The sequence below is a fragment of the Streptomyces sp. NPDC057654 genome (genome assembly GCF_042800135.1).
Classification (GTDB): domain Bacteria; phylum Actinomycetota; class Actinomycetes; order Streptomycetales; family Streptomycetaceae; genus Streptomyces.
The window spans coordinates 1-9892 of record NZ_JBHVHQ010000258.1 but is presented as its reverse complement, the minus strand read 5'-3'; the positions used below and the strand labels follow the sequence as shown (position 1 = coordinate 9892).

At 69.3% G+C, this 9892-nt stretch carries 9 protein-coding genes; 7 read left to right on the top strand and 2 right to left on the bottom strand.

Going from position 1 to position 9892, the window contains the following annotated elements; all coding sequences use genetic code 11:
• Positions 1-17: 17 nt before the first annotated feature.
• Positions 18-413 carry a transposase gene (locus ACFU99_RS20195; protein ID WP_384393835.1) on the bottom strand — a complete coding sequence of 132 codons (396 nt, stop codon included), beginning with the start codon at positions 411-413 and terminating at the stop codon, positions 18-20.
• A gap of 451 nt (positions 414-864) precedes the next feature.
• Here ACFU99_RS20195 and ACFU99_RS20190 point away from each other — a divergent pair, with 451 nt between their 5' ends.
• From ACFU99_RS20190 to ACFU99_RS20175, 4 genes are read left to right on the top strand one after another with little or no spacing between them, the layout of a single operon-like run.
• Positions 865-1818 (top strand): ABC transporter ATP-binding protein, encoded by a 954-nt coding sequence (locus ACFU99_RS20190; protein ID WP_384393833.1) that lies wholly within the window; start codon positions 865-867, stop codon positions 1816-1818.
• Positions 1815-2561, top strand: coding sequence for an ABC transporter permease (locus ACFU99_RS20185; RefSeq protein ID WP_384393830.1), 747 nt, complete (start codon positions 1815-1817; stop codon positions 2559-2561). The genes ACFU99_RS20190 and ACFU99_RS20185 overlap by 4 nt, the downstream gene beginning before the upstream one ends.
• The gene (locus ACFU99_RS20180; protein ID WP_384393827.1) at positions 2558-3691 is read left to right on the top strand and encodes a sensor histidine kinase; all 1134 of its coding nucleotides are present in this window, start codon (positions 2558-2560) and stop codon (positions 3689-3691) included. The genes ACFU99_RS20185 and ACFU99_RS20180 overlap by 4 nt, the downstream gene beginning before the upstream one ends.
• Positions 3688-4290 (top strand): response regulator transcription factor, encoded by a 603-nt coding sequence (locus tag ACFU99_RS20175; protein ID WP_384393824.1) that lies wholly within the window; start codon positions 3688-3690, stop codon positions 4288-4290. Before ACFU99_RS20180 ends, ACFU99_RS20175 begins: the two co-directional genes overlap by 4 nt.
• A 19-nt stretch (positions 4291-4309) precedes the next feature.
• Here ACFU99_RS20175 and ACFU99_RS20170 read toward each other — a convergent pair whose 3' ends face one another.
• The gene (locus ACFU99_RS20170) at positions 4310-6406 is read right to left on the bottom strand and encodes a radical SAM protein (RefSeq protein ID WP_384393821.1); all 2097 of its coding nucleotides are present in this window, start codon (positions 6404-6406) and stop codon (positions 4310-4312) included.
• Positions 6407-6822: 416 nt separating this feature from the next.
• Here ACFU99_RS20170 and ACFU99_RS20165 point away from each other — a divergent pair, with 416 nt between their 5' ends.
• From ACFU99_RS20165 to ACFU99_RS20155, 3 genes are all read left to right on the top strand, one after another.
• Positions 6823-7887 carry an LLM class flavin-dependent oxidoreductase gene (locus ACFU99_RS20165; RefSeq protein ID WP_384393818.1) on the top strand — a complete coding sequence of 355 codons (1065 nt, stop codon included), beginning with the start codon at positions 6823-6825 and terminating at the stop codon, positions 7885-7887.
• A gap of 20 nt (positions 7888-7907) precedes the next feature.
• On the top strand, positions 7908-8075 hold the full coding sequence (locus tag ACFU99_RS20160) for a thiomuracin/GE37468 family thiazolyl RiPP peptide (RefSeq protein ID WP_106980492.1): 168 nt from the start codon (positions 7908-7910) through the stop codon (positions 8073-8075).
• A gap of 119 nt (positions 8076-8194) precedes the next feature.
• On the top strand, positions 8195-9892 hold a 1698-nt coding region (locus tag ACFU99_RS20155; RefSeq protein ID WP_384393814.1), incomplete at its 3' end, for a hypothetical protein.

The following is a 9892-nucleotide window of genomic DNA, read 5'->3' as shown; positions in this document are numbered from 1 at the left end:
CTCATGCCATCAATGCATCATCGGGGATTCCATGGCCTTGTCGCCATGTCGCGCCGCGTGGCCTCTTTAATGGCCCGCAGCTGCAAAAAAGCGTCCCCGAGCGCCGCTTTAAGATTGTGTATCTCCTTGCGGAGCTGCCGCTCCCTGTCGCTCACCTGAATATCGCCCTCATGAACCGCCGGCTCCAGCGCTTCTTTCCCGGCGCTGATGAACTTCCTCTTCCAGTTCCCGATGGACTGCTCCGACACGCCCGCGAGTTTCGCCGCATCAGGGATGGTTAATTCTCCCTTCAGATGCATGAGGACGATGTCTAACTTTCTGGTTGCGGGCAGCGCAGGTGGTCGCGACAAGATTTCCCCCGTTTCTCGGCCAACGCGGGACGCGTGCGGCTCACGCGGCCCAGTCCCACACATGACATCATGTTCGACGATGCGGTTAAAACCGCCAATCCGGAACATTATGGCAAAGCTTCCACCATCACTCCGTGATACCGCGGCAAACCTTTCGAAGTCTCGAATTGATCAGCTTCGGCTGAGCCGTGGCGACGAGTGGGCGGCGGGGCGGCTGCCTGACCGGCGGGCAGTCGCCAACGGCAAATGCGGCGACCGCTATTTCGACAAGAGCGTGTCCTATTACAAGGTCTGCCTCAGCAAAGCCGGATTGGACCCGTGCAGCGGTTGGGTGTGTCCGTGATCGCGACGTTGAGTCAGTCTCCGGCCCCGGACTTCCCCTCCGGGGCCGTTCGCGATTTCAGGCCGGCGCGGGGCGCGCAGGACAGGAACCGGTGGAGATGACAATTGTCATTCGGCGGCCGTGACGGGCCATCACTACCAGCGGTGATCGCGGGGCGGGAGGGTGATGGCCATGGGAACGACACGGACGGTGGTAGCGGCCGAAGGGCTGCGGTACCGGTATGGGGAGACAGTCGCGCTGGACGGCGTCGATCTGGAGGTCGGCGCCGGGGAGTGCGTGGCGCTGCTCGGGCCCAATGGGGCCGGGAAGTCGACGCTGGTGACGATCGCCGTCGGGTTGCGGACGCCGCAGGAAGGGTCCGTGCGGGTGCTGGACGGGGATCCGCGGCGGGCGGCGACCCGGCGGCGGTTGGGGGTGGCTCAGCAGACGCTCGGCTTTCCCAACACCCTCACCGTGCATGAGCTCGTCACCGGCGCCGCCATCCGCGGTGGGCTGCGCGCCGCCGCGGCCGGGCCCGTGATGGCGGAGCTCGGGCTCAGCGAACTGGCCCGGCGGCGGGTCTCCAAGCTCTCCGGCGGTCAGAAGCAGCGCGTACAGCTGGCCATGGCGCTGGTCACCGAGCCCGCGCTGCTCGTACTCGACGAGCCCACAGCCGGGCTCGACACCTCCGCCCGGCGGCACTTCTGGCAGATTCTCGCGCGCCGCCGCGAGCAGGGCACCGCCGTACTCGTCACCACGCACCTCATCGAGGAGTCCGCCGAGGTCGCCGACCGCGTCGTCGTGCTCGATCACGGGCGCGTCCTCGCCGATGCGCCCCCCGAGGAGCTCGTCGCGCGGCTGCCCGACCGTACGGTCATCGCCCGGACCCGGCTCGATCCCCGCGAGATCGAGCAACTTCCAGGTGTGCTGTCCGTCGCTCCCGAGCATGAGCTCCTGAAGATCCAGACTCGCTCCCCCGAGGACCTGCTGCGCCTCCTGCTCGACCGCGACCCCGAGCTGTCCGAACTGCGCGTGCAGGACGCCGGCCTCGAAGAGGCCGTGTTCGCGTTGACGGACGGCAGCGACGGCAGCGGCGGAAGCGGCGGCAAGGACGGCAACGACGGAGCGGAAGAGGTGGCGGCATGAGCGCGCTGGCGGTACGGATCTTCGGGGTCGAGCTGCGGGACGAGCTGCGGGCCATCGTGCGCGAGCCCACCTCCCTCTTCTTCAGCATCCTCATGCCCGTCGGATTCTTCGTCCTCTTCAACCTCCTCTACGGGCACGGCACCACCCAAGGGCTCTCCGCCGGCACCGCGATGGTCGCGACCTTCGGCACATACGGAGTGATCACCGTCGCCGCCCTGCAACCCGGCATCGGCGTCGCCCAGGACCGCGACCTCGGCTGGCTGCGCATGAAGCGGGTGTCCGCCGTGCCCGTCGGGATCAGCCTCGCCGCCAAGGCCACGGCCGCGCTGCTCTACGGAGTCGGCGTACTGGCCCTGATGGGCGTGGCCGCCGCGGCGTTCGGCACGCTCGACGCCTCCCCCTGGGCGCTGCTGCGGGTGGCGGGCGTGCTGCTGCTCGGCACCATCCCGTTCACGCTGTTCAGCGTGGCCGTCGGGCTGCGATTCCGTACGGGCGCGACCATCGCGATGCTCAATGCGGTGCTCTTCCCGCTCGCCGTGCTGTCCGGGCTGTGGATACCCGTCCGGTTCCTGCCCTCCGCCGTGAAGCACATCGCGGAGTTCCTGCCCACCTACCACCTCGCCGAGCTCGGGCTCGCCCAGCTCGGCAGCGGCACCGCCCTCATCCACGTGCTCGCCCTCGTCGTCACCACCGTCGTCGCCGGCGCCATCGCCACCGTGTCCTATCGTCATGCTCGGATATGACCAGTACCGACCGTCCCGAAGCCGGGCCCGCCGCCGCTCCCAGGTCAGCCGTCTCCCGGCTGCTCACCTGGGAGTGGGCCTACCTCGGCTACGTGCTCTTCGTCCTCGCCCAGCCCTACTTCTCCCCGCAGCAGGCCTGGTGGGAGTGGCCGCTGGCGATCGCCGTGTGCGTGGTCACCGCCCTGCTCTACGGGACCACGCTGCTCCGCGGCCCCTCCGCGCGCCACACCTGGTCCTCCATCGTGCCGCTGGCCGTCATCGGCACACTGGCCACGCCGTTCAACACCAATGCCAGCGTGCTGTTCGTCTACGCGGCGGCCGTCGCCGGGAAGGCGCTCCCCTGGCACGACGCGCGGCTGTGGTTTATGGGCCTGACCGCGCTGAACAGCGGCACGGCGCTGGTGTCCCGGGTCCCGATGCCCTACTGGCTGTGGGGGTTCTGCTCGGCGCTCGTACTGATCTGGGTCATCGGGCTGCTCGAACTCAAGCAGCGCGACCGGCGGCAGGAGCAGGAGAACCAGCGGCTCCGCACCGCGCAGGCCGAACTCCTCGCCGCCGTCGCGGAACGCGAACGCATCGCCCGTGACCTGCACGATCTGCTCGGGCACTCGCTCACCGCCGTCGTGATGCGCGCCCAGCTCACCAAGGAGCTGGTGTCGGTCGACCCGGAGCGGGCGCGTACCGAGGCCGAGGAGATCGAACGCAACGCGCGCGAGGCCCTGGCCGCCGTGCGCAGCACCGTCACCGGCTGGCGGCGCACCACCGTCCGCGCGGAGCTGGAGGCGGCGCGGCGGGCGCTCGCCGGGACCGATGTGACGCTGCGGGTGGCCTGCGACGACAATCTGATCCTGGTCGCGGCGGCCGAGCACGAGCTGGGGCTCGCGCTGCGCGAAGCGGTGACGAACGTGGCCCGGCACGCGCGGGCCAGCATCTGCCACATCGGGCTGGACGCGGACGAGGAACGGGTGCGACTGGTGATCGCGGACGACGGAATCGGCGGTACGGCCCCGGAGGGCACCGGGCTGAACGGGCTGCGCGAGCGCATCGCGAAGCTCGGCGGCGCGGTGCAGCGCACCGGTTCGGCCGGTACGACGCTGACCATCACGGTGCCCGTCGCGGCGGCCCGGTGATCCGCGTGGTCCTGGCCGAGGACCAGGGCATGGTGCTGGGCGCCTTCGCGTCCCTGCTGGACCTCCAGCCGGACATCACAGTGGTGGCGACCGCGACCAACGGCGACGACGCGCTGGCCGCGGTGCGTGAGCACCGCCCGAACGTCCTCGTCACGGACATCGAGATGCCCGGCCGCACCGGGCTCGACCTGGCCGCCGAGCTGAACCGGCTGGGCGACCCCACGCGCGTACTGATCGTGACCACCTTCGCGCGCAGCGGCTATCTGCGGCGCGCGGTGGACGCCGGCGTCGCCGGGTACGTGCTCAAGGACGCCCCGATCGGCGAGCTGGCCACGGCCCTGCGCCGGGTCCACGCGGGCGAGCGGGTCGTCGCGCCGGAGCTGGCGGTCGCCGCCTGGGACGCGGCCGACCCGCTCACCGACCGGGAGCGCGAGCTCCTACGGGCCGTCGCCGAGGGCGCGACCAACGCCGAGATCGCCGCCCGCCTCTTCCTCGCCGAGGGCACCGTGCGCAACTACCTCTCCACCGCCATGGCCAAGCTCGGCGCCCGCAACCGCACGGACGCGGCCCGTACCGCCCTCGACCGCGGCTGGTTGTGACAGTCGGAAAGCGAACGCGTCAAGCAGCCATCGGCAGGTTGTCCGGCAGTGCGAACAGCGCGTCGTGCAGCGGCCTGCCCGTCCCGTGCCAGATCGACAGCGCGTACACGCTGATCGGGTAGTGCACCCACCGCGCCGGCGCCCACACCGCACCGCGCACCGTGCCGCCCTGCCCGTCCGTGTCGAGATTCGACGGTACGTCGCCGTCCTCGACCAGCCGGTCCCAGGCCCGCCGCGGCATGGCGAACTCCGCCTCGGCCAGCTCCCCGCGCAGGCTCGCGCGCAGGACCGTCGTCGCCGCGATGTCGAGGGTCAGCGCGCCGTCGATCAGTACGCGGTCGACCTCGTGCCCGGAGTCGGCGAGCCGGTCGCAGAGCCAGTCGACGGCGGCGGTGAGCAGCTGTGCCGTGGCGCGCTCGGTGCTGACGGCGCGGCACAGCAGGGCCTGGAAGTGCACTTCCTCGGGTACGACGATCTGGTCGCCGATGACCGTCTTGAGCAGTTCCATGTCCAGGGCGGCCGGTTCCTGGTGGGCGACGACGACATTGCGGGCGACGGCGCGCAGGAACGGGTCGGCGCAGTCGTCGAGCAGGAACGACCAGACCTGCTGGCACAGTTCGACCAGCCGTACGCCCGTCGTGGCGTGGATGACGCGCAGCGCGCAGCGCAGCAGGATCTTCTGGAAGAGCGTCATGGCGACGCGGAATTCCATGCCGCTCGCCCATTCGTCGGCGGTCATGGCCTCGTGCGCGACGACGACGTCGGCGATGAGTTCGGGGTTGGTGACGTCGCCGGGCATCCGGCGCGTCGTCAGTTCGTGCTCGTCCTGGAAGGACTCGCGTGAGTACTCGGTGTTGTTGAGCAGCAGCAGCGGATAGATCACCGGCGAGCCGCCCGCCGTCAGCACCTCTTCGACGCCCTTGAGGTAGGACTCGTACGTCTCGCCGGGCAGGCCCCAGATGAGGTCGGTGTAGGTGGGGACGTTGAGTTCGCGGAACCGGGAGAGCAGCCGCCGGTAGTGGTCGGTGCGGATGTTGGCGCGGTTGGCGATCTTCAGTACGTCCGCGTCGAAGGACTGCGCGGAGAGCGTGATCGCGCCGGTGAGGTCGGCGGCGTGCAGCATGCTCGCGATCTCCACGATGCGCTGGTTGCCGTTCTTCGCCCAGTTGGTGCTGATGATCAGACGCTTGTCGTAGCGCTGGGTGAGTTCGACGATGTGCTCGGCGATCTGCCGGTCGCGGGCGAGGATGCCGAAGTTCGCGTCCGCGATGAACAGCGTGGCGTCCGTGGGCATCAGTCGGATCAGCCGGCCCAGTTCGGCGAAGATGCGCTCCAGGTCGAACTGGCGCACCTTGGAGTTGGTCGCGCCGCCCCAGTAGCAGAAGGCGCACTTGTACGGGCAGCCGCGGTTGGTCTCGTAGACGATCATCGACGAGCCGGTGATCTCCTCGTCGGAGTAGACCGGGGTGAGGATCGGCGAGACGACCTGTTCGAGATCGGTGATGCGGTCCGCGTCCGGGTTGGTGACGAGGACGCCGTCGGACCAGTGGCTGATGCCGGGGATGGTCGCGAGGTCGCCGTCGGCCAGCAGACAGTGCATCAGGTCGCGGAAGCGCAGCTCGCCTTCGCCGTGCACCAGGACGTCCACCCAGGGGGCCTCGGCGAACAGCGGGTCCTGCTGGTGGCTGACATCGTTGCCGCCGACGACGACCCGGCACTCGGGCCAGCGTTCCTTCACCTGGCGGGCCAGTTCCAGGGACTGGGAGCGGTTCCAGAAGAAGACGGTCAGCGCGACGGCGAACGGTTCGTCCCAGGAGTCGAGCAGTTCCGCCATCGCCTGGTCCCCGCCGCTCTGTTCGCGCACGCAGATCCGGAAATCGCAGGACGCGTCAAGTACGGGGTCGGCGACGGCGGTCGCCTTCAGATAGCCGAGGGTGACGCTGTAGCGGACGCCGTGCATCGCCGTGAACTCGACGAGCTGTACGGGCTTCTTGCCGACGTGCGGCGGGGACGGCTCGCCGACGGGCGCCGGCTGCTCACCGGCGGGGGCGGCATCCCCTGGGCGAGCGGCGCGGGCAGTGGGCGCGGCGTGCGGCGTATCCAACGTGGAGGTCATGGCCAACATCCATCGAGCGGCTTTTCAGGGGCGGCGCGGAGGAATCCCGCATCGGCGCGCATCGGTGCGCTGGAATGCACATCGTATACAAACGCGTGCAGTATGCATCTGACACATGCATGCGTAAGGAGCAGGCGTATGGAGACGTATGCATCGAACGCCACGCTTGCAGTATTGGACGGACGTGTCAATAACGCACGCTTCGTAGCGTAAGTATCTCCGAGGATACCGGACGAACCTTAAAAAACTTTCAGGTTCAGACCACCGGGCCGAAGGATATTGACGCTCTGGGGGGCCAGATGTAGCGTCAGCCGCGAATCGGTGGCGCCGAGGGACCCCGCACCGTGCGGGCATAAATCCGGATGGCTATCCGGGTGTCCATCCGGTTAATACACGGTTGCTAGGGAGTGGTATCGGTGCGATTTGGGCTTTCCTTTCTTCCCGACTGCACTCCGGAGACGAAATCTCCGCAGACCTACTACAGCGATGCGCTGGAGTTGTCGGTCCAGGGGGAACTGGGCGGCCTGAACTCGGTCAAGATGACCGAGCACTACCTCCACCACTACGGCGGCTACTGCCCGAGCCCCTTCGGCTTCCTCTCCGCCGTGGCCGCCCGAACCGAGTCCGTACGACTCATGACCGGCTGCGTGCTGCCGGTCTTCCACCACCCGATCCAATTGGCCGCGGAAGCCGCGCAGGTGGACGCGATCAGCGGCGGCCGGCTCGACGTGGGATTCGCGCGGGCCTATCTGCCCGACGAGTTCGACGCGCTGGGCCTGGATATGGACGAGAGCGTCGACCGATTCCGCGAGACGATTCGCGCGGTGCTGCGCATATGGACCGAGGAGAAAGTCAGCGAGGACACGCCGTTCTTCTCCTACAACGACGTGACGGGACTTCCGCGGCCCACCCAGCGACCGCACCCGCCCGTCTGGGGCGCCGCCGTGCGCACCCCCGAGAGCTTCACCTGGCTCGGCACGGAGGGGCTGGGGCTGCTGATCACCCCGATGATCTCGCCCCACGAGTTCCGCGGCCACCTCGATCTCTACCGCGACGCGTTCCAGGCCGCGCACGGCGCGTCCGGACTCCGCCCGCGCGTCGCGGCCAGCCTGCCGCTGGTCATCGCGGACACCGACGAGCGCGCCGAGCAGATCGCCGAGACCTACCTCCGCCGCTACCTGGACGTCTGGGCGGAGGCCGTGAACCCCTGGGACCGGCGGGAGTCCTCCGCCTACCGCGGCTATTCCGGCTTCGGCTGGATGCTGCGCGGCCTGCAACCCCGGAAGCTTTTCACCGAAGGCGGCGTGATCGCCGGTTCGCCGGCCACCGTCATCGACCGGATCCGCGCCTTCAACGACGATATCGGCGGCGTCGACGAAATCCTCTGGCAAATCGATTTCGGAGCGATGCCGCTCGCCGAGGCTGGGCAGACCCTGGAGCTTTTCTGCACCAAGGTGCTGCCCGAAGTGAAAACACTCTGAATAGAAAAGAGGTGAAAGACATGGAGGGTTTCGACGACCTGGTGCTGGATGACAGCGCCTTCGAGTTGGTGGACCTGGGCGAGGTGGTGCCCGAGTCGGTCACGGCCGGCTACGGCCTGACCGAGCTGTCCGCTTCCGGCGGTGCGAGCAGCTGTTGCTGCTGCTGCCCGTGCTGTTCCTGCACCTGATCCGGGTGCTGATGTTCCGGGCACATGTGCTCTAGCCGGTGCGCGTTGTGAACGGGGACCGGGTGGCTCTCGGTCCTCCTCCTGACCAGACATCAAGAATGCGTGAAGAAGCGGTGTTCATGGAAGCCAATGTCGAGCGGATACGGCCGCGACTGCGTGGCGACGTATACGTCATGCGCGTGCCGGAAGGCGCTTACATCCGCAGCAATCTGGGCGGGTCGATACTCAAAGGAGCGTCGACCTACGAGTGGATCCAGCGGATCGCGCCGATGCTGGACGGCACCAGGACACTCGGCGAACTCTGCGCGTCCGTACCGGAGTCCAGCCGCTCCGGCCTGGCCAAGCTGACGATGCTGCTGCTCGGCAAGGGGTACGTGAAGAACGTACTGGACGACCGCCCGCACACACTGCCGGCCGACGTGGCCAAGACCTACGCGGCCAATATCGCTTTCATCGAGTACTTCGTCGAGTCGCCGGAACTCCGCTTCGAGGAATACCGCGCCGGCAATCTCGTACTGGCCGGGTCCGGCCCGCTGCTCCAGGCGCTCGCCAACGCGCAGTTGCGCTCCGGGGTGCGCGCGTTGTCGCTCGCGCCGTTCGGCGAGTCGCCGTTCGACCGGGAGCGCGTCGCCGAGCACCTCGCCGCGGCCCGCGCGCAGGACCCCGCGCAGCGGATCGACTACGTGATCGACTATGTGGATGAAGACGGCGGAGACCTCGGCCGCCTCGCGGACGGCGCGGCCATGGTGCTGCACGTCGCGGACCGGCCCATGATCGAGCGGGCCCGGCTGCTGGCCCACGCCGCCAGTGCCGCGGGGGCGGCCTCCGCGCAGGTCGTCGTGGCCGGCGACGACGCCTGGATCGGGCCCGTGACCGGGAAGGACGGCGACGCCACGGCCTGGGAGTCCGCCTGGCGGCGGCTGCGCGCCCTCGCACCGGACATCGCCGGAGCCGGAACCGGAGACCGAGCCGAAGACCGAGCCGGAGACCGAGCCGGAGATCGAGCCGGAGACGGAGCCGGTGGCGATCTGGGCGACCACCCGGAGGCCGCGGTGAGCGAGTTCCTGCGCGGCCCCACGGTCGCGCTGGTCGCCAACCAGCTGTGCTTCGCCGCGTTCCGGCACCTCACCGGCATCGACGGGAGCAGCGGAGCCGACGCCGATTCCGGCGCCGGTCACCTGGTCCGGTTCGACCTGGAGTCGCTGGAGACCGCGAAGCACCCCTTCCTTCCCCACCCGCTCGCGCTGCCCGACGTTCCCGACGACCCGGCGCGGCTGACCGCGCTGCCCGCCGCGGCGCCCGTCGACGACGAGGAGCTGGCCCGGCGCGCGGTGGACTGCGTGGACCCGCGGACCGGCGTGTTCGCCGAGATCACCGAGCGCGACTACGAGCAGCTGCCGCTGTTCGTCAGCGAGGTCGTCGTCTCCGACCCGGCCGGTCTCGCCGGCGGCCCGTTCCCCGTGCACGGCTACGGCGAGAACGTCGTCGAGTCGCGGCAGCGCGCCGTCCGCCGCGCGTTCGAGCGGTACGCGGCCGTCATGCACGATGCTCGCAAAGGCGACCGGCTGTCCGGCCTGGACGTGCTGACCGGCGAGCCGGTCGCCGTCGACGCCGCGGAGGTCTTCCCCGCGCGGACCGCCGCGTCCGGGAGCGACTGGCCCGAAGCCGTGCGCGCCGCGGTGGTCGCGGCAGCGAATGACAGCGTTGTCGCGGCGCTGTCGGTCGCGACCGCGGCGACGACCGGGCCGCTCCCCCGGGTGGACCTGACCGCCACGGAGCTGACCCCGCGCGCCGCGCGCTACGTGAAGCTCCTGGAG